A 22,886-nucleotide genomic window follows, 5' to 3' on the forward strand; every position below is an offset into this window, starting at 1 on the left:
GTTCTGTCCATGTCTGAACCTCTGGATCCCGCTTTGCCCCAAAATGCCTCGCCCAGCGCAAAGGTTGCCTCAGATGCCGTCAATGGCGCTGCTGAGGGCCTGAACTGGGAGGAGCTGTGGCGGCAGCTGGAAGCGGGCTGGCAGGATCTACCCCGTCGCTCCGAAGAGACGGTGCAACAGACCCTGGCTCGCCTGCAACTGGAGTGGGGCGGGCTGTGCCGAGAGGCGCGGGATCGGCTGCAAAGCGCTCTGGAACAGTCGAGAACGGCGGGATCCCCAGAGCCCATCCACCGAGAGCTGCAAGCGCTCTTGCCCCTGCTCAACCCCTGCCAATGGGAAGTGGTCATTGGCTCTTTGCGGCAGGCTGCGGATCGCGCCTGGGTGGCCAGCCTACTGTATCACGGCTTACAGGAACCGGCCCATCCAGATGGGATCCCTTCTTGGGCTCGGACGCTGACCTCTGACCAACGCTCTGCTCTGGAGGCGATGAGTGCCCGTGCCTATGGCAACAGCCGCCTGCCTTTGGTGATGGACAAAAGCGGCCAGATTCAAGTAAAGGCCTCAGCCGCCTTGTTGGCCGCCTTGATCGCCATCGAGATCGGCAGTGTGGGTTCGGCAGGTGCCTTGTCCTTGCTGGGCACACCGGAGCTGCGCAAGCTCTTGAATGCCGAGGGCAAGCTGCGGCGAACTGGCTTAAAACAGGGACGAACTGCCCTCACAGAAGAAGAATGGCAAACGCTGCGCCGTTGGCTGGATCCCAAGGGATCTCCTCCCGACTGGTATCTCAATCTCACTCAAGTGGGGATCCAGACCACCCAAGTGGGGGACTATGCGGCACGGCGGCTGCGGGAGTTTTTCCAGAGCGAGTGGATCAAGCTCGTGATCCCTCCCTTGTATCACCTGGTCATCGATGCAGTGCGGCTGCTGACGGGAGAAGTGTTTCTCAGTGTGGGCACCACCCTGGAATCGGCTTTGGAATCGGCAGAGGCAGGGCGGCGACTGGAGTTGGTGCTGCAAGCCTTGCCCCAGGCGCGGAACATTCCCAGACCCAACCAGATCCAGGCTGCCATCCCTGCTGTGGTGGAAGCTGCCGAGAAACTCCTCAGACCTCTGCTGGCCCGCCAGTTAATGACGGTGGCGGACATCTTCGATCCGCCCATTCGCAACGAGAGCCTAAATGAATTGGGGCGGCAGCTCAACCTGTGGAACCCCTTCCAGTTTCTGCTCACCTGGAGCACGGCCGGCTGGCTGGAGGCCCTTCTGGATCAGATCAGCGAGTTGCAGCAGACCTACCCAGAAATGCCCCTGTGGGAGAGCTATCGCCAGGGCCTTGAAACGGCAGTGCAAGCTCCACGGGTGATGGATCAGGCGGAGGCTCTGCGTCTAACGGCCAAGAGTCTGGATCCCAAGTTGGATCCTTTGGAAGATTGAACTGATGATGCATAGGGAAGAAAATTTCCTACAGCATCCACAAAGTGAGGCTGGCAGGCTAGGTGGAATCTTTTCTACGCCAAAGACAAATCTGCACGGGTTGTAGAGGGTGGCCGGCGGACTGGTCTCCAGCCTATTCCCAAGTTAGCCATCCAGGCGGCTAGGAAAACTCCATCCACTCCACCAACTGGTTACCCCCATAAGCAAGGGGAGTGTCGAACAAAAACATGCGGGTCAAGGACGTGACCGGTAAGATCCAAGCAGGGATCCCCAAATAAAGAAACGAAGTAGAAACCAACGTGCAACATCAAGTTTTGGGGTTAGGCATTGCGGGGCTGGCGGCAGCGCGACTGTTGCGGGCCCAGGGCTATGAAGTGCTGGTTTGGGATGAGCAAGATTCCCCTCTTCTCAGACAGCGGCAGGCCGAGCTCAATCAAGAAGGGATCCCGGTTCGGCTGGGGCAGCCTTTTCAACTGGCCGAAGGAGTGGAGCAGGTGGTGGTCAGTCCGGGCATTGCCTGGGATCACCCGCTGCTGCAGGCGGTGCGTCAACAGGGAATCCCGGTGGTGGGGGAGGCGGAGCTGGCCTGGATCTATCTTGACCACCTACCCTGGGTGGGGATCACCGGCACCAACGGCAAAAGCACCACCACGGCTCTGGTGGCGGAGATGTTCAAGGCGGCGGGGTTGCAAGGGATCCCCTGCGGCAACATCGGCCTGCCCCTGTCGCAGGTGGCTTTGGAAACGCTCCAGGGAACGCTAGAGCCGGATTGGATCGTGGCGGAGCTGAGCAGCTATCAGTTGGAAGCCAGCAGCCGCCTCATGAGCAGTACTCCTGGAGGGCCGCCGCGCATTGGGGTGTGGACCACCTTCACTCCCGATCACTTAGAACGGCACGGGACGCTGGAGCGCTATGCCAGCTTCAAGGCTCGCCTTTTGGATCGGGCCCAGTGGCGGGTGCTCAACGGCGAGGATCCCTACCTGTGCTGCCGCCGGCAGGACTGGGAAAATACCTATTGGACTTCCCTTGTTGCTACCCAAGGCTGTTGTGACCGGGATCCCACCGCAACCCTTGACCTGCGGGAAAACCGCCTCTACATCCAGGGGGAGATGGTGGCGGAGCTGGAGGACTTTGCAGAACGCTGCCCTGGCCAACACAACCTGCAAAACCTGCTCTTGGCGGCAGCAGCAGCACGTCTAGCTGGGCTCCCCAACGCTGCCATTCAAAAAGCCATCCGATCTTTTGCCGGCATGCCCCATCGGCTGGAGCGGGTGGCGCAAATCCAGGTGGGAGCCACCCCCATCCGCTTTGTCAACGACAGCAAGGCCACCAACTACGAAGCCGGCTGGGTGGCACTCAACGCCCTCTCCCCACCCATTATTCTGATTGCCGGGGGAAGGGCCAAGCAGGGGGATCCCAGTGCCTGGCTGCAGTTGATTCGGGCCAAGGTGGCCCGCGTGGTGCTGATGGGGGAGTCTGCCCCAGCCCTGGCGGAGGCCCTCCAGGGGATCCACTATACTGACGTTGAGCTGGTGCCAACCCTAGATGTAGCGGTGGAAAGAGCCTTTGCAGCGGCTTGTTCCCTTTCCCGTCAAGCTCAGAGCTTGGGGAAGCCCGCTCAACCCATCACCATTTTGCTGTCCCCCGCCTGTGCCAGTTTTGACCAGTACTCCAGCTTTGAACACCGTGGCAACCATTTCCGAGCCTGCTGCCAAGCCCTCCAGGGATCCCTGGAATGCTGAGGCTCGCTGGCTGCGCTGGCTCACCTTGATCTGGCTGGTGCTGGGGCTGCTGATGCTGTTTTCCGCTTCCTACCCGGTGGCTCAGCGGATCACCGGCGATGGCCTCTACTTTTTCAAGCGCCAATTGCTCTGGGCCGGGCTGGGTCTGGGCTGTTTCTGGGCTCTGGTGCAGATCCCGCTGCGGCGCTGGTTCCCCTGGGCCGGGATCCTCTGCTTGGTGGGAGTTGGCCTGGTGTGGGCCACCCAGGTGCCGGGGTTGGGGGTTTCCCGCCTGGAAGCCAGCCGCTGGCTGGATTTGAAGGTGATCCCTGTTATCCAGCCCTCGGAATTGCTCAAGCCCCTGTTGGTGTTGCAGGGATCCTGGGTCTTTGGCCGCTGGTTTCACCATCCCCTCTGGTTCCGCGTCCTCTGGGCGGGCATCTTCGCCTTTGCGCTCTTGGGGATCCTCGCCCAGCCCAACCTGGGCACCACGGCCATCTGCGGCCTCACCCTCTGGGCTATGGCTTGGACCGCCGGGATCCCAGCTTTCACCCTTTTGGCCACAGCGGGGCTGGGGATTCTGGCGGCTGTGGTGAGCATTCTCAGCAAAGATTACCAACGGCGGCGCATCCTGGCCTTTTTGGATCCCTGGGGCAATGCCCAAGGGGATGGCTATCAGTTGGTGCAAAGTCTGTTGGCCATTGGCTCTGGCGGCCTGTGGGGCAAGGGATATGGCCTCTCCCAGCAAAAGCTGTTCTACCTGCCCATCCAATACACCGACTTTATCTTCTCGGTGTACGCAGAGGAGTTTGGCTTGGCCGGATCCCTGTTCTTTCTGGGGTTGCTGACCTTCTACACCTTGCTGGGCTGGCGGGTGATGGGGCGCTGTCGGGAGTTGACCATTCGCTTAGTAGCCTGCGGCTGCCTGATGTTTCTGGTGGGGCAGTCGCTGATGAACATCGGCGTGGTCACCGGGGTTCTGCCCACCACAGGTGTGCCCCTGCCTTTGTTCAGTCATGGCGGCAGCTCTATTCTGGCAGGGCTGATCACAGCAGGATTGTTGGTGCGGGCAGCCCGCGAAGCAGGGTAAAGTAAGGCTGCATGTTGCCAACCCAGCAAAGGGATCCTTTCACCCAAGCAGCAAACCCAGAGGGCCAGGGATCCCTATTGGATTGGTTAGTCTCTGCTTTAGAGCGGCTTCTTATGCAGCAAAACCAAAGCTGAAGTTGAAACCGAGCCTAGATCCAGCCCATTTCATCCAAAACGAGGGTAAACACCGTCGCGCAACAGGCCACCAACAGCGACACATAAGCCGGCTGACCGTGGGCAATGCAAACACCGGCTGCCACCGAAGCGCCCGCAGCTGCAGAAAAGGTACGACCTGCCCAATTGCCTTTGGAGGGTTTGTCAGAAGGATTGAATTTGTTAAACATTTTTACAGCAGAAAGAGGATTCAAAGGGAATCAATTCCATAGGAAACGGCCTCAGGTTATCACCCCCCGACCTGACTCAAGAAGGATCCAAGGCCATTCTCAATATTTCTTCGCTTAGGCTTCAATCTTTCGTAAAATTGCGCTGAGATGCTCATAATCATCCCGCAACAGAGAGCTCAACTGCCGACCTGCCTGTAAAAGCCAGTTGCGATCTCGGTTCAGGATTCGGTAAGTTTGGCGAATCACGGCAGCCACCAGCTCATCGGTTGGGATCCCGTTAACCTGTAGCAGGGTGCGCAAAAACTCGAAAGAGCGGCAGAACTCCCTCACTTCCGTATCGGAGCAGAGATAAACCGGCTGGTGAATCTGGGGAGGGCGTGGCGGCAAGTACTGGTAGACCCGTCCCCCGCTGACAAAGCCGACAATGGCCGCGCGGAAATCGGTGCGCAACATGGCAAAAATTTGGGGCTGTTGCTCCCGCAGCTCCTGAGGGGAGAGGCCCAAAGCCCTGGCGCGGTGGACGGTGTCGATGGGGGCGATGGCGGCATAGCAAACCACCCCGTAGATTAGGTTGCCAGTCTCTTCGTCTTGGGAGCGCGTCCAACTGCCGAGAGCAGGCATGGGTGGGAAGGTCAGACGTTCCGGCTCGAAGCACTGGGCCACAAAGGTTGTGGTGTTGGCTTCCACCACTTCTCCAAAAGCAGAGGCTGGCTGGGGAGAGATGGCCTTGGCTCTCATCGCGATCTCAGGCTCCTCAAGGGTTGCTGCTGCAGAGGCCGGCGAAGGGAGGTGGAATTCAGACCCACAGACAAGTCAAGAGAAAATAGAATCTTTCTAGGTTTTAAGACTTGTGAAGATAGGGGCAATCCCCTCGCCCAACCTTTTACCCCTTCTGCAACATTTTGTCCGATCCCCGGACGGCAAATCGGCAACTCAACGGCCTATGAGATCCTCATTGCTAAGAAAGTTAGCCGATTTTGGGGATCCCTGCGTAATATATTTTTTCACACGCTCCCGCGCAAATTCGCCATCCTAAATATTAGCCGTTCTAAGTATTGAGCAGTTGGCGAGCGGAGGGAGAAACAATGAATGCTCAGCAACGCGGCCAAATCATCGCTTCTGAGTGGATGATCGACAGCCAAAACCCGGTACACTCCATTTCTCGGCTCAAGCGCCGGGCAACCTATTCCGATGTAACCCTCTGGTGGTTGGTGGTGCAGCTAAACCTGATGGAACAAAACTCTATTCATACCGATCACTGATAGAATGGACGGCGCAAGAACAATCGGCCACAAGAAAATCCCAGCCCAGGGATATCCCGGATCCCAAACCCAACCTTAAAACTTAAAAAAAACAAAAGAAGAGCTGAATGTTGAGTGGGGCTGCTCCTCAAACACCAGCTCTTCTGGACAGAGAAGAAGTAGATAGAGAAAGACCGAACAAAGGGAAGCCGAGCCCTCGACCTCCTTTCAATCCTCCAGGGGCAGAGCTGCCACCTGGGCCGGTTGCACTGGCGAGGGGAAGAAAGGCCGCTGCACGATTTCAGTTGCCAACACACTGCGCAACTGGGCAGCTACCGCCACCGTTGTGACATCGTAGGTTTGGGTAGCCAGGCGTGGGTAGAAGCCAATGCCGAGAATCGGCAACAGCAGACAGAGGGCCACCGCCATTTCCCGCGGGCGCATATCCCCCAGGTAATCTTCCAAAACTAGGCCGGGATCCTGAGCCCCGTAGAACACCTGACGCAGCATGGAGAGCAAGTAAATGGGCGTCAAAATGATGCCCACTGCCGCCAGCAGGGCAATTCCAGCTTTGAAGGTCGGCGCATAGGCATCGCTGGTGGTCAAGCCCAAGAACACCGTCAGCTCACCCACAAATCCGCTCATCCCCGGCAGCGCCAGAGAGGCCAGGGATCCCGCTGTAAACAGGGCAAAAGCCTTCGGCATCTGCTTGGCCAACCCTCCCAACTTGTCGAGGGCAAGGGTGTGGGTGCGCTCGTAGGTGATCCCCGTCAGGAAGAACAGAACCGCGGCAATCAGACCGTGGGAGATCATCTGCAGCACTGCCCCATTGATGCCCAGCTCCGTAAAGGCGGAGATCCCGATCAACACAAAGCCCATGTGGGCGATGGATGAATAGGCCAAGCGCCGCTTGAGATGGTTCTGACCGAAGGCGGCCAACGCCCCGTAGATGATGTTCACCACACCCAACACCGCCAGCACCGGGGCGAAGTACACGTGGGCTTCCGACAACATGCCCACATTCATGCGGATCAGGCCATAGCCCCCCATCTTGAGCAGAACCCCCGCCAAGATCATGGAAATGGGAGCAGAGGCTTCGCTGTGGGCATCCGGCAGCCAGGTGTGCAGCGGAAAAATCGGCAGCTTCACCCCAAAGGCAATCAGCAAAGCCGCATAGGCCAACAGCTCCAAGGCCACCGGGTAAGACTTAGCGCTCAGCTCTGCCATCTCCAGGCTAAAGCCCTCGCCGTAGAAGGCCATCGCCAGGGATCCCACCAAGATAAAAATGGAGGCGGCAGCGGTGTAGAGGATGAACTTGGTGGCGGCGTACTGGCGCTTCGGCCCACCCCAAATGGAGATGAGCAGATAGACCGGCACCAGCTCAATCTCCCACATCAGGAAGAATAGAAGCATGTCCTGCGCCAGAAACACGCCCACCTGGGCACCGTACATCAGCAGCAGCAAGAAGAAAAACAAACGCGGCTTATGGGTGAGATTCCAAGCCGCCACCATCGACAGGGTCGTGATCAAACCGGACAGCAATACCAGCGGGAAGGAGAGGCCGTCCACCGCCAGCGACCAGTGGAACCCAATTTGGGGCACCCAGGCGTAGCGCTCCGCCAGTTGCAGAGAAAAGTCCTGCAGGTCATAGTGCCGCGCAAAGACATAGGCCATCAGGCCCAAATCAAAAGCCCCCACAGCGAGGGCATACCAACGCACCCAACGGCTCTGGGGGATCAAGGGGATCCCGAAGGCTGCCAGCAGAGGCAAGAGCACCAGCACCGACAGCCAGGGAAACTCAAGAGGATTGCTCATGACCGGGAATAAATACTCATGCTCGATACCTCAATGATATGAAGCTGTGTAAACAAATGGGAAGCGATATTTACAAAAAAATCTGCGCCATCGCGCAGATCTCGAGAAAGTTTCTCTGATGCCGATCCTCGAGGAGCCTCGAGGGATCCAGCAGGACAGCACTCCGCCAGGTGGATGGGCCACCCGAGTTGGCCAGAGAACCTTGTGGGGATCCCCCGGCAAGCGACTCCCCCGCTACCGGGGAAGTGGCCAGGATCTACTCATCTTCGGCAAAGACAAAACGGTGCAGCTCGTCCAGGGTTGGCTCTGGGCTTTCCAGAGCAAAAAGAACCGCGTCCTCAATCACGGCGCTGACCTCCGCGTGGATGGCTTGGAAGTCTGCCTCGGTCATTAGGTTGTGCTCCAGGGCATAGCGTTCCAGTTGCTTGATGGGATCCCGCTGCCGCCAGAACTCTTTTTCCTCAGGACTGCGCAGCTCGTCAGGGTCGGCAAGGGAATGGCCCCGGAAACGATAGGTGATGCACTCTAGCAAGGTGGGGCCTTCTCCGGCACGGGCGCGGGCAATGGCCTGTTGGGCGGCCTCTCGCACCGCCAGCACATCCATCCCATCCACCTGGTAGCCGGGCATGCCAAAAGCCGGGCCTTTGCGGTAAATATCGGTGTCGGAAGTGGCGCGTTCATGGGCCATGCCAATAGCCCAGAAGTTATTTTCCACCACATAGACGATGGGCAACTTCCAGAGGGCGGCCATGTTGAGGCACTCGTAAAACTGGCCGTTGTTGCAGGCTCCATCCCCAAAGAAGCAGGCGGTTACCTGGTCAGTGCCCCGGTATTTGGCAGAAAAAGCAGCCCCCGTCGCCACTGGGATCCCTTCGGCCACAAAGGCATAGCCCCCCAAGAAATTGTGCTCCGCCGAGAAGAGGTGCATGGAACCACCCCGACCCTTGCTGCAGCCGGTGGCCTTGCCGAACAACTCTGCCATGACCGCCCGCGGCGGGATCCCGGTGCTGAGGGCATGCACATGATCGCGGTAGGTGCTGCACACATAGTCGGTGGGCTTGAGCGCCTTGATCACCCCCGTAGAGACGGCCTCCTGGCCGTTGTACAGATGCACAAAGCCGAACATCTTGCCCTTGTAGTACATTTCGGCGCACTTGTCTTCAAACAGACGGCCCAGCACCATGTCTTCATAAAGAAGACGAGCCTCTTCGGCAGAAATGCGAGCAGTTGTGGAGCGCGAAGTAAGTTCTTGAACCATGCTGCGGTGCAACGAATCAGAGGTATCTTAGGCGGTCAGCAGTGAGCTTTGCGGTTTGCCCATTATCTCATGCTCCAGTCTGTCTGCCACCTTACCTGGAAATCCCATCCTGCAGGGCCGAAAGCGGTTGTTTCGAGGCCAAGGGAGTTAAACTGAAAGGCTAGGGCAAGAGGCGTTTCCATTGCAGCAGCCGCATCAGGACTCCGTCCCGCAAACGCGAATCTTGAACACCAGAGGGGGGGTTTCTTCTGCTCTCGGCTTGGACGTCGATCTGCTGGAGCCGGGGGCAAGAGGTATTTGGCCAGCCAACGTGACGGGGTGCGCCCATGGGAGCCCGTTGGGTTAGCGGTTTTGCGGCGGTGTTGTTTGCGTTGGCGGTCACCCTGCTAGGGGGCTGGTATTTTACTGCAGCCATTGGGCTAATCATTTTTTTGGCCCAGTTGGAGTTTTTTCGCTTGGTGCAAGCCAAAGGCAATGCGCCGGCCATGCGCACCACCATGTTTTCCAGCCAGGTGCTGGTGATTTTGCAGCAGGTGAGGCCGGAGTGGACCAGCCCTGCCTTTATCGTGGCGGGATCGATCATCTGTTTTTATTTGCTCTTTAAGCCCAAGGTGGCCACCATTGCCGATATTGCCACCTCGATTTTGGGGTTGTTCTACTGTGCGTTGCTGCCCAGCTTCTGGATTCGGGTCAGGGCCTTGTCTTTTGCGCAAGGGCTGGGCGAAGGGCTATGGATTACGCTGCTGGCCATTGGCTGCGTGATCGCTGCCGATGTAGGGGCCTACCTGTGTGGTCGGGCCTTTGGGCGCACCAAGCTCTCCATCCTCAGCCCGAAAAAGACGGTGGAAGGGGCGGTAGCCGGGATTGCCGCCAGCATGACCCTTGCGGTGGTTGGAGCCTATTACCTGGGCTGGCCGTGGAGCTGGTTGAGTGGGGGCATTCTGGGGTTTTTGATTGGGTTAACCAGCCTGCTGGGAGATCTCACAGAATCTCTGATGAAACGGGATGCAGGGGTGAAAGATTCCGGGGATCTGATCCCAGGCCACGGCGGCATTTTGGATCGGGGGGATAGCTACGTATTCACCGGGCCGCTGGTGTTTTATTTTATGGAATGGCTCAACGCTTACTCTGGGCTGTAGAGCCAGCTTGCAAGTTTGCCAAACCCAGGAGCGCCCACTAGCCGAAGGTGCGGAAGGCCCTCAATTCAAAATTGCCTGGCATTCGGGCCGCTCCAAAAACACTTCTGGCAAAATGGAATCCCCGAAGTGCCCTGGAGGTGCACTCACTATGGCAAACCCCTTCAGATCCAACTCGGTTTCGTCGTAAACCACCAGTTGCCTGAAACTGGCAACAGGATCCCCCTCCACCTCGAGAATGCGGGCTTTTCGCTGGATAATCCAAGGGGTCTCCCCTTCTAGTTCAGAAGGGGCCAGAGGGCGATCTAGGCCAAACACGAACTCTCCACTTCGACCCACAAGAGTCCACTCTGAGCTATTGGGCTTCTCTGTACCTACGAAGCAAAAGACGTAATCGCTGTACGGAACAAAATACAGGCCTACCAGCCGGGATTGTTCATCAGGGTGGCGGCGGGCACTCAAGCAAACCTCAAAACCCAGCAGAGAGGCTGGATCGACGGGCTGCCCATAACAAAGCAGGATGTCGTCTTTTGAGCGTTTCCACCACTCTTGTTGCGCGAGGGCAGGGATCCCAGGGGATAGAGCCATCAGAGCCATCAGGACCGTTGCCGTCAATGATCTGGACATAACGCCGTACCCAAAGCTGAGGATGGTAGTACCCTAGCTCGAAATCCCTCTCTAGCCGTGTGATTAGGGTCAAGACCGATGGGCCACTCTACCCCGAAGGGCAAAGGGTTGAACTGCTACTCTATAAAGTGATTCATCAAAGTGATTCATCCTTCTCAGCCGTTGGCCTATTCTCCCCATGACTGCTGCAATTTCCTCTGTCAACCTGCCCAGCCAGTACAACCCCTTCGAGACCGAGCCGAAGTGGCAGCGCTTTTGGGAGGAGAAGGGCTTTTACGTGGCGGATCCCAAGGCGCCGGGAGAGGCCTTTAGCATGGTGCTGCCCCCGCCCAATGTGACGGGCAACCTGCACATGGGCCATGCTTTTGCCTTTACCCTGCCGGATGTGGTGACGCGCTACAAGCGCATGCGCGGCTACAACGTGCTCTGGCTCCCTGGCACGGATCATGCCAGCATCGCCGTGCACACCATCCTGGAAAACCAACTGCGCCAAGAGGGCAAGACCCGCTTCGATCTGGGCCGCGAGGCTTTTCTGGAGCGAGCTTGGGCTTGGAAGGAGCAGTCGCAGGGAGCTATCAAGAGCCAATTGCGGCGGCTGGGTCTCTCGCTGGACTGGACGCGGGATCGCTTTACCCTCGACGAGGGGCTGAGCCGGGCGGTAACCGAGGCGTTTGTGCGGCTATACGAGGCGGGGTTGATTTACCGGGGCGAGTATTTGGTGAACTGGTGCCCGGCCACCCAGTCGGCGGTGTCAGACATTGAGCTAGACGACAAAGAGGTCAAGGGCCACCTGTGGCATTTTCGCTATCCCTTGGCCGAGGATCCCAGCCAGTATCTGGTGGTGGCCACCACTCGGCCCGAGACCATGCTGGGGGATACGGCGGTGGCGGTGAACCCCCAAGACGAGCGCTATTGCCATCTCATCGGCCAGTTCATTCGCCTGCCCATTAAAAATCGCCTCATCCCCATCATTGCGGATGAGTATGTGGATCCCTCCTTTGGCTCCGGGTGTGTGAAGATTACCCCGGCCCACGACCCCAACGACTTTGAAATCGGCAAACGGCACCAATTGCCCTTCATCAACATCCTCAATAAAGACGGCACCCTCAACGAAAACGGGGATCCTTTCACCGGCCTAGATCGCTTTGTGGCCCGAGAAAAGGTGGTGCAGTGGTTTGCCGAACATGGCCTGCTGGAGAAGGTGGAGGACTACACCCACACCGTTCCCCACAGCGACCGCGGCGGCGTGCCCATCGAGCCTTTGCTTTCCATTCAGTGGTTTTGCGATGTCTCGGGGATGGGGGCTCGCTGTTTGGAAGAGGAATACCAACGAAATAGCCCCCGCTTTATCCCTGAGCGCTGGACCAAAGTCTACACGGGCTGGCTGGAAAAGCTGCGCCCCTGGTGCATTTCTCGGCAGTTGTGGTGGGGCCATCAGATCCCAGCTTGGTATCCAGTCCTCAATGGCCAGCTTCTCGAGGATCCCCAAGCTTTTGTGGTGGCCCGCAACGGCGAGGAAGCGCTGCTCAAGGCACGGGAAAAGTTTGGCCCAGAAGTTGAGCGGGTGGAACAGGATCCCGATGTGCTGGATACCTGGTTTAGCTCTGCTCTGTGGCCCTTTTCAACCCTGGGCTGGCCGGAAGAGACCGAGGATTTCAAACGCTACTATCCCAACTCCCTGATGTCCACGGGCTTTGACATCATTTTCTTCTGGGTGGCCCGCATGGCCATGATGGGATCCCAATTTACCGGCCAGATCCCCTTCAAAGACGTGTACATCAATGGCCTGGTGCGGGATGAGCACGGCGCCAAAATGTCCAAGACCAAGGGAAATGGCATCGATCCCCTGGAGCTGCTGGACAAATACGGCACCGACGCCCTGCGCTATGCCCTGGTCAAGGAGGTGGTGGGGGCAGGGCAAGACATCCGCCTGGCCTATGACCGCAAGACGGGGGAGAGCGCCAGCGTGGAGGCCGCCCGCAACTTTGCCAACAAGATCTGGAACGCCTCCCGCTTTGTGCTCATCAACTTGGAGGGACAGACCCCCGCCCAGCTGGGATCCCCTGTTCCTGAAGCGCTGGAATTGGCCGATCGCTGGATCCTGTCGCGGCTGCACTCCACAGCCACCCAAGTCATCGCCGAGCTGGAAGCCTATGGCCTGGGCGAGGGGGCGCGCCTGCTCTACTCTCTCATTTGGGATGACTTTTGCGACTGGTACATCGAGCTGGTCAAGCCCCGGCTGCGGGGAGAAGACCTGGCTTCCAAACGCGCAGCGCAGCAGGTGCTGGCCACCGTTTTGGAAACCATTCTCAAGCTGCTGCACCCCTGGATGCCCCACATCACCGAGGAGATCTGGCAGCTGCTCACCCAGGCCAACCAAACCACCTCTATCTCCGTGCAGCCCTATCCCACCCCAGATCCCAGTTGGATCGACCCTCAACTGGAGCGGGAGTTTGGCTTGGTGATCCAAACCATTACCAGCCTGCGCAACCTGCGGGCAGAAACCGGCCTCAAGCCCCATCAGACCATCAGGGCCCTTTTGCTCACTACCGATCCCGCCGAGCAGCGGATCCTGACGGCTGCCCAAGCTTATATCCGGGATCTGGTTAAGGCCGAGGCTTTGGAGATTACGGGATCCCTGGCCACGGAGCCCAAACAGGTGGCGGCTGCAGTGGTGGGCACGGTGCAGGTGCTGATGCCCTTGGCAGGACTGGTGGATGTGGAAGCGCTGCGGGCCAAACTGCAAAAAGACCTGGCCAAACTGGAAAAAGAGGCCCAAGGGATCCGCGCTCGCCTAGAGAACCCCAATTTTCTCAACCGGGCCAACCCTGAGGTGGTGCAAGCCAGTCAGGAGCAACTGGCAGAGCTGGAAGCCCAGATGAGGTTACTGGGATCCAGGCTGGAGAAGCTGGGCTGAGGTGGCGTCAGCGCAGGTAGGGCAGCGGAGTGTTTGGGCCGGGCCAGTTGGGGTGTGAAGGCAATGTCCCCAGAATTTCGCGAAATCGAAGTGGTGAACCCCTGCTTCTGTGTTAGGATAGAAGCTGAGATTGTTATCGGTTGTAGTGCTCGTTTCTTCTGGTCTTGACGGATTTTCACGTTTTGTATTGGCAGACGGCTCTCCGAACATCTCACCCTTTGTTACTCTCTCTTTCGGAGATCGTCTATGTCGATTTATGTTGGCAACCTTTCCTTTAAGGTGACAGAAGCGGATTTGACCGCTGTTTTTGCTGAGTACGGTTCTGTGAAGCGGGTGCAGATCCCCACTGACCGTGAGACAGGCCGCATTCGAGGCTTCGGGTTTGTGGAAATGAGCTCTGAAGCAGAGGAGCAGGCTGCCATTGCTGCGCTGGATGGGGCGGAATGGATGGGGCGCGACCTCAAGGTGAACAAAGCTCGTCCCCGGGAAGAACGCCCTGCTTTCGGTGGTGGTGAGCGGCGGCGGAGTTTTCAATCTCGCTATTGAAACGCCTGCTGAGGCTTCCCGGTGCTGGGCAAGGGATTCTCAGTTGAGCTTGTTTTGAAGCGCAGCACCAGGATCCAGCCGTCTCTCTAGGTTGCTTCAATTTTTGTTCAAGTGGTAGCTCAGGAGGAGTTGAGAGGGGATCCCAATCAACTCCTTTTGAATCTCTCACCGCCGACCTCTCTCTCAGAGGGAGAGGGGAGCTAAGGCAAACCGTATTTGAAACTGGAATAGCTACTGGGCTGGCGGTTTGTCTGGCCAGGGATCCGTTAGATCGGCGGTCAAGGGATTCCAGTCCCATCCCCAATCGCGGGCAATGGCCTGAGTAATCCCCAGTTGTCCGTGGCCGGGGTAGCGGGCCAGCGCTACCACCAGATCAACAAGCTGCTCGCCGGCAGGGATCCGGCCAAAGATGTGCAGCCCATCGCGAATCTGAGATTCTTTTAGCTCGCAGAGATAGCCATCCAGGCGATTCCAATCTTCTTCTTTTTCCAAGTTGAACTGCTGGTCTAGATGCTCGGCTCGAACCAGCTCCTGAATCTGGGCGCGAATCAGCGGGCAGCGGCCTGGATCCATCTGTTGGGCCTGCACGTACTCATCCATCAACCGTTCCAAGTCCGCCAGGGGGCCGTACAGCTCAGCACGAGTAAGGGGCGGGGTGAGGTGGTCGATAATCACTGCCTGGGCTCGCCGCTTGGCCTGGGATCCCTCTCCTGGGTCGTTGACAATGAAGGGGTAGAAGTGGGGCAGCGGCCCCAGGGCCATCTCCGGGTAGCAGGTGGCGGAAAGGGCGGATCCCTTGCCGGGCAGCCATTCCAAGTTGCCGTGCTTGCCCACATGCACCACCGCTTGAACGGCGAAGACCTGCCGCAGCCACAGGTAAAAAGCCAGGTACTCATGGGGGGGCACCAGATCCGGGGCGTGGTAGTTCAACGAGGGATCCCGGTCGTAGCCCCGCGGGGGCTGGATGCCAACAAAAACGTGCCCCAACTGGAGACCGGCGATGGGGATGTTTTGGGCGGGCGGATTCCCCCATTGCTGAATGAGGTTGGCTTGGATGGGCTCAGGCAGGTGGGCAAACCAATCTCGATAAAGGGCAGCAGAAAGGCATTGCCGAGCCGGGCGCAGGGATCCCAAGGGGTCGTAGGTCTGGCCTTCGGTTAGCCAATGGATGAGTTCATCTCCAGTCTGGGGCAGGGGATCTACTGAGTAGCCAGCTCCCGCCAAAGCTTTGAGAATTTCCACACAACTGGCAGGGGTATCCAGACCCACCCCATTGGCCAGTCGCCCGTCCCGACTGGGGTAGTTGGCCAGGATCAAAGCCAGTCGCCGCTGGGAAGGGGGGGTACGCCGCAATTTCACCCAGTTGGCCGCCAAATCGGCTACAAACTCCACCCGATCCGGCACAGCCACGTAGGCCACCACCTCCGTTTGCAAGTGGGGATCCCGCTGTTGAACCGCTTTGAAGGAAATGGCGCGGCTGATGATGCGCCCATCCACCTCCGGCAAAGCCACATTCATGGCCAGATCCCGCGCCCCCAATCCCCGTGTGGAGTTCTCCCAGCTCTGCCGGGATCCACCGCTGAGGATTACCTGCAAAACAGGCACATCCAACTCCTGCCACAGGCTTACATCGGGCTGGTGGCTGTCCAACCGCGCCAGAGAAAAGCTGGTGGTGTTGAGCAACAGGTCAATCTGGCCGCCGAAGTGATCCCGAATGGCCTGGGGCAAGTCGGGATCTTGAAGGCTGTAGGTGTAAAGGCACAGAGGCTGCAGCCCCCGCTCCACCAAGGCTTTTGCCAATTGATCCACCGGCTCTGTATTCCCCGCCAGAACATGGGCCCGGTAGAGTAAAATCCCCACCTTGGGAGCTTGGGGATCCGTCGGCGAGGCTACGGGAGGTTGGTAGATCCCAAGACGAGGCAACCCTTGTGGATCCGGCGCCGAATATTGGCCCCCTAGGAACTCCCCAGCCAGCAACAGCAGACAGGCAGCCACATTCTCCGCTCCCCCCTCCAGCCAGTACCGCCACACCCGATCCGCCACCGCCAGGGGCACAGTGGAATGGCTCACCAAATCCCAGTCGGGGCGATCGTCCCCAGGAATGACGATCAGGGTGGATCCCTCCTCGGCGGCCACCTGCTTGGCTACCTCCAGGCCATAGCTCCAGTAGGCCCTTCCCCCCAACAGGCGAAGGAGCACCACCTGCGCCCGCCGCAGCACCCTCTCGGCATAGTCATCCAGGCTGAGGGGCTGTTGCAACTGCAGCAGATTAGCTGCCCGTATGGCCGGAAAGTCTTGGGGCAAAAGACGGATGGCCGCGCTCAAAGCCGTCAGGTCCGTATCGGCTGCCGAGAGAACAACAATGGGAGCAGGATCCTGCTCCAGGAAAATGACCCCGGACTGGGTGGGATCCCATCCCCCTGGCAAAGCAGCTATTCGGTGCATGGCCGCTCTCCCAAGAGAAGGAAGCTCAGGCTTAGCGACTGTACTTGAAGCACAGAAGCACCCCAGCTCCCAGCGCTCAACTGGTCAGGAAGGGCTCCCGTAGTGGTTCCCGCTACCCAAGCATTGCCCTGTCCAAAGTGCTCCGCACCGCTGGCGCGATCGACAGCAATAGAGTCAGCCACCTCATTCGCAGGAGTTCCGAACTGGCGAGCCCACTCGATTGAATGCGAACCGTAGGCTCTCAGAAGAATTGAACTGGCAAAAAAAGTTAAAGCACTTGCGAAAACTACCCTGCCCACCCTTTTTTTCATATCCTTCAAGTCCCCCCTTGTCGACTAGGGCAGCACCGCCTAGAGCCTAGCATGGGGCAGCTTTCTGCTGGCTACTGGGGTGTTGAGCTGCCGCAGAGGGATCCCGCCCTGGCAAAGCCTCAGCCTAACGAGCGTATTTGAGTACCAAGACATCTTTCATGCCCGCAAGGACTCCGTCCCGCTGACGCGAAAGGACTCCGTCCCGCTACCGCGATCGGCGCTTCTTGACAAGGGGGCACCGCCTAGAAGTTAGCACGGGATAACTGACGGGATAACTGTTGGATGATTCTCCAACGGCAGGACTGTCCTCTGGCTGGGAACCTTCCTTTAGGCGACTTGGGGTACGGGCTCAGGGTTGGGCAGCAGGCCAGCTAGGCGCGGGGAAAAACGCAGGGCTGCCTGCACAAAGGCTTGAAACAGGCGAAAGTGCTCGGCTTCTGCAAAGGTGAACTCCGGGTGCCACTGCACGGCAACAGCCCAGGGGTGGGTTTCGTGTTCAATGGCCTCGATCAGCTCATCTCGAGAACGGGCAGCCAAACGCCAACCTGAGGGCACATCGCGGATGGCCTGATGGTGCCAAGAGACCACAGAGATTTCTTCTGCGCCGACGATTTGGTGCAGCCGTGTGGAGCGGATCAGGCTGACATTGTGGCGAATGGGCTTGCGATCAGCGGGGTTGAAGTGATCCAGCTCGTCGTACACATCAGGCACATGGGGGATCAGCTTGCCGCCACTGACCACATTTAACAATTGCATCCCCCGGCAAATGCCTAAAACAGGGATCCCCTGGGCCAGCACGGCCTGAGCCAAGGCCACCTCAAATCGATCCCGCTCCGCGTTCACATAGCGCACCTGGGGATGTTGCGGATCTTCTCCGTAGGTGCTGGGGCAGAGGTCGCCGCCACCGGTCAACACCAGGCCATCCACCCAAGACAGCAAATCCTGAGGCTCACTTTCGCCTGGGGGAAAAAGAACGGGGATCCCTCCGGCAGCGCGAATGGCGTCCACATAGCGTCCCGGCGCTACGAAGTCTCCTTCGTCATTGCGGTTGCGAGTGGTAACGCCAATGAGCGGTCGATTCGAAAAAGGGGATGTCCGGTTCATCCTTCTACGATAACCCCATTTCCCGATGTTGATGGTGCTATGCCCACGGCACCCTGGCGGGAACCGCGCCGCTGTCCTGAACAGAAAAATCTAAAGTTTTCCCCCACGATAGGAGTTGAATCTCGCTGTTGCGCAACGCTAACGCAAAGGGATCCCAGAAATCGCCGAAGCCATTAACCTTTCCCAAGGAAGTAGCGGCGGCTGATCCCTTGGGCCAGCAAGACGAACAACACCAGGGATCCCTGAATCACACCGGCCAAAGAAGACTCCAATTGCAAAGAGAGAGGCAGTTGCAAGCTGCCGATGTTAAGACTGCTGAAGAAAAAGGCAATCGGCAAGATCAGCAGGGGGTTAAAGCCTGCCAGCATCACCACCAACAAGGCCAGAAAGCCCAAATTGCTGGAGATATTGGGGATGAGGCGATGGAACAGAGCCAACACCTGCAAGGCGCCCGCCAGCCCTGCTAAGCCCCCACAGCAGGCAAATGCCATGAGCAACCTGCGGGTAGCCGGGATCCCCAACCGGAAAGCAGCTACAGGGTTTTTCCCCACCGCCCGCAACTGCAGGCCGAAGCGAGTGTTGCCCACCACCAGCACCGTCAGGGCCAAAGCCAACAGGGCCAGCAGCAACGCCACCGGACTGGCCTCTGACCGCCCCCAGGTGGGCAACCACAGACGGGGATCCAACACTTCCGTCCCGCTCATGGAAGCCACCCCCGGCCTTTTCCAAGGGCCGAAGATCAGGTAGAGCACCCAACCTTGGGCAACAAAATTCAGCCCCAGCCCAGCGAAGATCTCGTTGACCCGCCCCCACACATTCAGGATCCCAGCCAACAGGCCCCAGCCCGCCCCCCCCAGGATCCCGGCCAAAAGCGCCAAGGTAATGGCCAGTGGCGGCGGCAACCATCCCGCTTCCAGACGCACCAGAAACGTGGCCGCAATTGCCCCGACCACCATTTGCCCTTCGATGCCCAAGTTGTAGAGACCGGCAACAAACGTAAACACCAGCCCACAGCAGCAGAGGACAAGGGGAGCCAGCGTTGCCAAAACCCGGCCAAACTGAGCTTCAGTGCCGAAGGCCCCCTGCCACATGCTGGCCGCCACCTGGAGAGGTGAAGCCCCCGCCAGCAGGATCACCCCCGCCACAAATAGCAGCGCTGCCAGCCAAGCCAATCCCTGGATTACCCAGGTACGCTCTAGAGACACCCACGACCGGCCCGATTCCGCTATTCCCGCCATGCTTTAACACTTCCTAGGATTCTTAAACTTAAGATTTTTAAACTCAAAGAGGCTCCCCGCTGCCCTGCTCCAAGAGGGGATCCAAACGGCGCACCAGTTGCCAGCCCTCCACCGCCGCTAGAGGTTGTAACCCCAAATCCCGGATCTCCACCTGTTCTGCCTGCACCGGAGAAACCCAAAGGTAGTCTCCATATTCCCCTCGTTGCAGAGCCTGATCATCCACCCATCTCCCCGGATGGGGGGTATAAAAAGCGATGGCCTGAGCCTGACAGACATCCGGCAAGCCGCTGCGGCCAATATCCACCACCGTCTCCCCAGACTCTGTCGAGGACTCCGTCCGAATAGCGCGAACGGACGGGGGCAGCATCTGGCTCCAATCCATGCGGGCAAAAGCAGGGCTGAAGTTGCCGAAATCAGGCCGCAAGACGATGGTGATCATAGCGAGGATCCCGGCCAACAAGAGGGTTCCCACCCACAGACTGCCGGCACAGCGCAACACCCGCCACCAACTCCAGATCCCCGGCAGCAAGAGGTACAAAAGACCCATCGCCACCAGCGGCCAAGCATGAGGCTGTAGGAGCTCCAGACCGTCTACACCTAGCCGGACGGCCACCCCCAAACCCAACAGCAACAGCCCCACCGCTGCCAGTCCCCAAGAGAGCACCTGGGCCAGACGGGGCTTTAAGTGCTCCGCACCGCTGACGCGACCCCGCATAGCCAACGCTTGATCCAAGGCTACCCCGGCCAAGAGAGCCAGCCAAGGGTAAAGCTGCACGGTGTAGTAGGGGGTTTTGGTGGGATAAAGCTGCAACAACAACAGCAGCAGCAGGGGGAAAGACCAGATTAGCAGCGTGGATCCCGGCTGCTGGCGCACCAGGAGAAAGCCACCCACCAAAGCCAAAACCGTCCACGGGAAGCCATGAACGGGAATGTGCCAAAAGTAGTACCAGCCGGTGGCATCCGCATGGAAGGGCTCTTGCCCCAGATCCCACACCTTTCCCACCAGGGTGGTCAGCACCTGTGGGCCATACACCTGCATGGCTGGACCTAGCCAGAGGCCGAACATCCCCAAGCCCAGCCCAAGCGCCAGCCAGAATTGAGCCGATCCCAGCCACTGTCGCCGGTGCTGTGCCAGGTAGGGGATCAAAGCCGCCCCCGGCAGCAGGATCATGGCGCTTTTCATCAACAGGCCCAGCCCAAAGGCTACCCCGGTCAGCCAAAACCAAACCTTGTGGCCGTGGATGCCGTTGATCAGCCCCAGGATCCCCAGCAGCTCCAGAAAGGTCAAGGGCACATCCTGCCCCACCAGCCGCCCCTGCTGCACCCAGAGGTAGCACAGGGGCAAAACCGCCATCCCCAAAAGGACCGCCCGCATTGGCAAAAAAGGTCGCCCAATCCAGCCCACCAGGGGAATGGAGAGCAAAGCAGCGAGGATCCCTGGCAGCCGCGCTGCCCACTCGTTTACCCCGTACAGGGCAAAACTGAGGGCCACGCTCCAGGTGAGCAGAGGGGGTTTCTCGAAAAAAGGCTCCCCCAAAAAAGTGGGCCCCAGCCAATGCCCTCCCCGCAGCAGCTCGCGGGCCATTTGGGCATAAAAGCTCTCGTCGCAGCCAGCCAAACTGGGATCCGCCCCCGAAAGCACAAACAGAGGCACTGCCAGGCCCATGACTAGTAGGCTTAGGCCCCAAAAGGGCACTAGGTGCGGGTCACGGCGAAACTGAACGAAGGAGCTGGATCCCGGCAGGGATCTGCGGCTAGGAGAACTGCCCAGACGGTTGGGGTTGCCGAAAGGACGCATGGGACAAGTCAGCAAGGGGCGGCTCTAACCAGACTAGACAAGGACTCCGTCCCGCTTACGCGAGCGGCAGAATTTTTTAGGGAAGCTCCAGAGATCCAGAGGAGCTCTTCAGCTTATCTGCCGGCAAGGTTAAGCCCTGAAACCAGCTAAAAAACTGCTCGGCATAGGGCCAAAGAGCGGGCTCCAAGTAGTAGAAGTTCTCCCCCCGGTCGGTAAACTCCCAAAACTCTGCAGCCGTAGAGAGCAGCTCTTGGTGGATGCTCTGCAGGCGCGCCAGGGGCTCGTGCTGCATATCCTGATAGATCAGCCTGGCCCAGTCCTCCCGGCCACGACTGAGGAAATAGGCTGCCAAGCGGACTTGGGTTTTGCGGATCCCACGCAGGGTGGTTTCCTGTTGCTCGCTTTCGGGATCCTGATCCAGACGTAACAAGGCTTGCACAATGGCTTCCGTTGTTTCAGAGCCCAGAGCACAGCTCGACTGGGCCAACATTCCCAGATCAAAGCCAAAGGTTTCAGATAGGAAAAAGAGGCCAGCTTTGTAGGCAATTAAGCTGTAGTAGCGAAAGTAGCCAACAATCTGCAAGACCAGAGCCGACTGGCGGTGTTGTAGGGCTGCCTCGGCCAACAAGCGGTACTGCTTGAGCAGGTTGTAGCCGCTGCGGATGTCTCGCGCGTTGATGACGGCCCGCAGATAGGTGTTGAAAAACTTGATCACCCACCCCGCTACCGTGAGTTGTTGGGCTTCCAGGGCGCGGATCCCCAGCTCCCGGCTGTGAATGGCCACCAGGGTGCTCGCCTGGCGCATGCCGTTTAGCCCTTCGGCAAATAAGGCTTGATACTGCCGCAGGATCTTCAGCTCCAGCCAGGATCCTTCTGCCTCGATCCGGCCCAGCAGGCCCCTATCCACCGAAGCAAAGTCTGGATCCCGCCGCAGAGCCGGGGTAAAGAGAAACCAGGCAGGGGGCAGTTGTGCTTTGTGAGCGGCATAGAAGACCCATAGAGACTTCAAGCTGTCCAAGGCTTCCAAGAGAATGCTTCCCTCCTGTTGGCGGAGAGCGCTGGTGGCGATGCTTTTGATTTCATCCAGAGCCGAGAGGCAGCGCTGATGAGCTGGCGAGCATTCGCCCATTGGAGAGTGCTGCTCTGTTGCTATGCCTACGGCACCCTGTATTCCTGCACATCGCTGTTGCTGCACAACGTTGTCGTGACGAGGCCGCAGTTGCAGTGAACAACGGGAGAAATAGCCCCTCTTGGATCCGGAGTCCGATCCTGATCTCCTGGAAGCAAGGGATCCCAGGATGGCCTGCCGCACTTGCTGCTCAATGCGATGGATAATCGAAGCCGGCTGCAAAAAGTGAGACACGAAGCGAAAGTAGGGGATCAGCATCAAAAACGAAGCTGTGCCCAGCAGCAGATTCAGCCCGACGAGCAACCCTGGAGGGTGTTGCTCCGCAACGCCAACACGAACGTAAAAGCCCAGGGCTGCCGAACTCCACAAACTGACCACATTGGCCAAAATCAGGAAAAAGAAGAGGTAGAAATTGACTTTCTCGCGCAAAAACAGCTCCGTGACCTTTGGCGTGAAGCGATCCGCGCTCAACTGCACCACAATGGCCACCACCGAGAGGGTAAAGCCCAGCACCCCCGACAACACCTGAGCCAAGGTGGTTACAAATTCCTGCAAAGCTTCTGTATCCTGCGTGGATCCCGCCCGAACCAGGTTCAACCCGCTCTGGATCCAGCGGTGCCCACCCCAAGCCCAAAGCAAACCTGCCCCCACCACTGCAGCACTCCAGGGCAGAAAGCGGGGGCGACGCCCAACAAAGCCTGGATCTGTGTGTCTCTCTTTCACAATGGCCCTTCTC

General features: G+C 58.7%; 16 protein-coding genes. 7 read left to right on the forward strand and 9 right to left on the reverse strand.

Translation table 11 applies throughout. The features are described from left to right. Positions 1–9: 9 nt before the first annotated feature. The 3 genes from ACVWY8_RS11020 to ACVWY8_RS11030 all read left to right on the forward strand — a co-directional run bounded on the left by ACVWY8_RS11020 (position 10) and on the right by ACVWY8_RS11030 (position 4,242). Complete coding sequence (locus ACVWY8_RS11020; RefSeq protein ID WP_457394801.1) at positions 10–1,431, forward strand: hypothetical protein; 1,422 nt, start codon at positions 10–12, stop codon at positions 1,429–1,431. 299 nt (positions 1,432–1,730) lie between these two features. Further along, complete coding sequence (gene murD, locus ACVWY8_RS11025; protein ID WP_457394803.1) at positions 1,731–3,173, forward strand: UDP-N-acetylmuramoyl-L-alanine--D-glutamate ligase; 1,443 nt, start codon at positions 1,731–1,733, stop codon at positions 3,171–3,173. Next, entirely contained in the window at positions 3,118–4,242 is a 1,125-nt protein-coding gene (locus tag ACVWY8_RS11030; protein WP_457394805.1) for an FtsW/RodA/SpoVE family cell cycle protein, read from the forward strand. Before murD ends, ACVWY8_RS11030 begins: the two co-directional genes overlap by 56 nt. Before the next feature lie 457 nt (positions 4,243–4,699). Here ACVWY8_RS11030 and ACVWY8_RS11035 read toward each other — a convergent pair whose 3' ends face one another. Next, positions 4,700–5,323 (reverse strand): hypothetical protein, encoded by a 624-nt coding sequence (locus tag ACVWY8_RS11035; protein WP_414374421.1) that lies wholly within the window; start codon positions 5,321–5,323, stop codon positions 4,700–4,702. Positions 5,324–5,670: 347 nt separating this feature from the next. Here ACVWY8_RS11035 and ACVWY8_RS11040 point away from each other — a divergent pair, with 347 nt between their 5' ends. Then, the gene (locus ACVWY8_RS11040; protein ID WP_457394807.1) at positions 5,671–5,847 is read left to right on the forward strand and encodes a hypothetical protein; all 177 of its coding nucleotides are present in this window, start codon (positions 5,671–5,673) and stop codon (positions 5,845–5,847) included. A gap of 207 nt (positions 5,848–6,054) precedes the next feature. Here ACVWY8_RS11040 and ACVWY8_RS11045 read toward each other — a convergent pair whose 3' ends face one another. Continuing rightward, positions 6,055–7,641: an NAD(P)H-quinone oxidoreductase subunit 4 gene (locus ACVWY8_RS11045; RefSeq protein ID WP_457394810.1), complete on the reverse strand. Its 1,587-nt coding sequence runs from the start codon at positions 7,639–7,641 to the stop codon at positions 6,055–6,057. 256 nt (positions 7,642–7,897) lie between these two features. Further along, a complete protein-coding gene (gene pdhA / locus ACVWY8_RS11050; protein ID WP_414329458.1) occupies positions 7,898–8,899 on the reverse strand; it encodes a pyruvate dehydrogenase (acetyl-transferring) E1 component subunit alpha in 1,002 nt (333 codons plus the stop codon). Positions 8,900–9,225: 326 nt separating this feature from the next. Between pdhA and ACVWY8_RS11055 the strand changes: the two genes are divergently transcribed. Beyond that, positions 9,226–10,038, forward strand: coding sequence for a phosphatidate cytidylyltransferase (locus ACVWY8_RS11055; RefSeq protein ID WP_011431967.1), 813 nt, complete (start codon positions 9,226–9,228; stop codon positions 10,036–10,038). A 60-nt stretch (positions 10,039–10,098) separates the two neighbouring features. On the opposite strand, the gene ACVWY8_RS11060 is transcribed toward ACVWY8_RS11055, so the two are convergent. Next, complete coding sequence (locus ACVWY8_RS11060; protein WP_414522183.1) at positions 10,099–10,662, reverse strand: hypothetical protein; 564 nt, start codon at positions 10,660–10,662, stop codon at positions 10,099–10,101. A 178-nt stretch (positions 10,663–10,840) separates the two neighbouring features. Here ACVWY8_RS11060 and ACVWY8_RS11065 point away from each other — a divergent pair, with 178 nt between their 5' ends. Both ACVWY8_RS11065 and ACVWY8_RS11070 read left to right on the forward strand, forming a co-directional pair. Next, complete coding sequence (locus ACVWY8_RS11065) at positions 10,841–13,579, forward strand: valine--tRNA ligase (protein ID WP_457394812.1); 2,739 nt, start codon at positions 10,841–10,843, stop codon at positions 13,577–13,579. 246 nt (positions 13,580–13,825) lie between these two features. Then, on the forward strand, positions 13,826–14,125 hold the full coding sequence (locus ACVWY8_RS11070) for an RNA recognition motif domain-containing protein (RefSeq protein ID WP_457394815.1): 300 nt from the start codon (positions 13,826–13,828) through the stop codon (positions 14,123–14,125). 231 nt (positions 14,126–14,356) lie between these two features. Here the strand turns inward: ACVWY8_RS11070 and cobN are convergent, their stop codons facing one another. From cobN to ACVWY8_RS11095, 5 genes are all read right to left on the reverse strand, one after another. Beyond that, a complete protein-coding gene (cobN, locus tag ACVWY8_RS11075) occupies positions 14,357–16,570 on the reverse strand; it encodes a cobaltochelatase subunit CobN (protein ID WP_457394818.1) in 2,214 nt (737 codons plus the stop codon). 638 nt (positions 16,571–17,208) lie between these two features. After that, entirely contained in the window at positions 17,209–17,985 is a 777-nt protein-coding gene (locus ACVWY8_RS11080) for a gamma-glutamyl-gamma-aminobutyrate hydrolase family protein (RefSeq protein ID WP_457394821.1), read from the reverse strand. Between the two features lie 173 nt (positions 17,986–18,158). Beyond that, a complete protein-coding gene (locus ACVWY8_RS11085) occupies positions 18,159–19,223 on the reverse strand; it encodes an ABC transporter permease (protein ID WP_011431976.1) in 1,065 nt (354 codons plus the stop codon). A 43-nt stretch (positions 19,224–19,266) separates the two neighbouring features. After that, complete coding sequence (locus ACVWY8_RS11090) at positions 19,267–21,036, reverse strand: ArnT family glycosyltransferase (RefSeq protein ID WP_457397099.1); 1,770 nt, start codon at positions 21,034–21,036, stop codon at positions 19,267–19,269. Positions 21,037–21,097: 61 nt separating this feature from the next. Next, positions 21,098–22,873: a DUF2254 family protein gene (locus ACVWY8_RS11095; protein WP_457394827.1), complete on the reverse strand. Its 1,776-nt coding sequence runs from the start codon at positions 22,871–22,873 to the stop codon at positions 21,098–21,100. Between the last annotated feature and the right edge of the window lie 13 nt (positions 22,874–22,886).

Source organism: Thermostichus sp. OS-CIW-32 (assembly GCF_054060415.1).

Coding starts and splice junctions, on each gene's coding strand:
- ACVWY8_RS11040 (WP_457394807.1), top strand. CDS start 5,671: ATGAATGCTCAGCAACGCGGCCAAATCATCGCTTCTGAGTGGATGATC.
- pdhA (WP_414329458.1), bottom strand. CDS start 8,899: ATGGTTCAAGAACTTACTTCGCGCTCCACAACTGCTCGCATTTCTGCC.
- ACVWY8_RS11085 (WP_011431976.1), bottom strand. CDS start 19,223: ATGGCGGGAATAGCGGAATCGGGCCGGTCGTGGGTGTCTCTAGAGCGT.
- ACVWY8_RS11070 (WP_457394815.1), top strand. CDS start 13,826: ATGTCGATTTATGTTGGCAACCTTTCCTTTAAGGTGACAGAAGCGGAT.
- ACVWY8_RS11045 (WP_457394810.1), bottom strand. CDS start 7,641: ATGAGCAATCCTCTTGAGTTTCCCTGGCTGTCGGTGCTGGTGCTCTTG.
- cobN (WP_457394818.1), bottom strand. CDS start 16,570: ATGCACCGAATAGCTGCTTTGCCAGGGGGATGGGATCCCACCCAGTCC.
- ACVWY8_RS11035 (WP_414374421.1), bottom strand. CDS start 5,323: ATGAGAGCCAAGGCCATCTCTCCCCAGCCAGCCTCTGCTTTTGGAGAA.
- ACVWY8_RS11055 (WP_011431967.1), top strand. CDS start 9,226: ATGGGAGCCCGTTGGGTTAGCGGTTTTGCGGCGGTGTTGTTTGCGTTG.
- ACVWY8_RS11020 (WP_457394801.1), top strand. CDS start 10: ATGTCTGAACCTCTGGATCCCGCTTTGCCCCAAAATGCCTCGCCCAGC.
- ACVWY8_RS11060 (WP_414522183.1), bottom strand. CDS start 10,662: ATGTCCAGATCATTGACGGCAACGGTCCTGATGGCTCTGATGGCTCTA.
- ACVWY8_RS11065 (WP_457394812.1), top strand. CDS start 10,841: ATGACTGCTGCAATTTCCTCTGTCAACCTGCCCAGCCAGTACAACCCC.
- ACVWY8_RS11080 (WP_457394821.1), bottom strand. CDS start 17,985: ATGAACCGGACATCCCCTTTTTCGAATCGACCGCTCATTGGCGTTACC.